This is a genomic window from Caballeronia sp. ATUFL_M2_KS44, assembly GCF_023630965.1.
Taxonomy (GTDB): Bacteria; Pseudomonadota; Gammaproteobacteria; order Burkholderiales; family Burkholderiaceae; genus Caballeronia; species Caballeronia concitans.
Genome location: NZ_JALQEA010000095.1, coordinates 1 through 277, shown reverse-complemented (window position 1 = coordinate 277; position 277 = coordinate 1). Strand labels below are relative to the sequence as shown.

The window sequence follows — 277 nt, the reverse complement described above, 5'->3', positions numbered from 1 at the left end:
GGATGTTGCTGCACGTACCACTCGGCGTCGAAGAGCGGCGAGTTCGCGATGATGCGCGCGTTTTCTTCCAGACGCGCACGTCCGCCGAGGCCGAGGGGAAGTTGTTTTGCGATCCGCGCGCCGCGCGCGCGTAAGACCGCGCCGACATTGCGGCGTCCTCCGGGCGCATGAGCGAGCACCGAGCGCAGCGGGCGAGTGGCGCGCCAGATGGTGCTGGATTCGATGCCGCGCAAGGCTTCTTCCGCCTCGGATGCGCGCGTTTGGGCATCGTCGAGGG

At 68.2% G+C, this 277-nt stretch carries 1 protein-coding gene; it reads right to left on the bottom strand.

Annotated elements, in window-relative coordinates:
* A partial coding sequence (locus NCR39_RS29535) for a hypothetical protein (RefSeq protein WP_250456327.1) occupies nt 1-233 on the bottom strand: 233 nt, incomplete at its 3' end.
* Between the last annotated feature and the right edge of the window lie 44 nt (nt 234-277).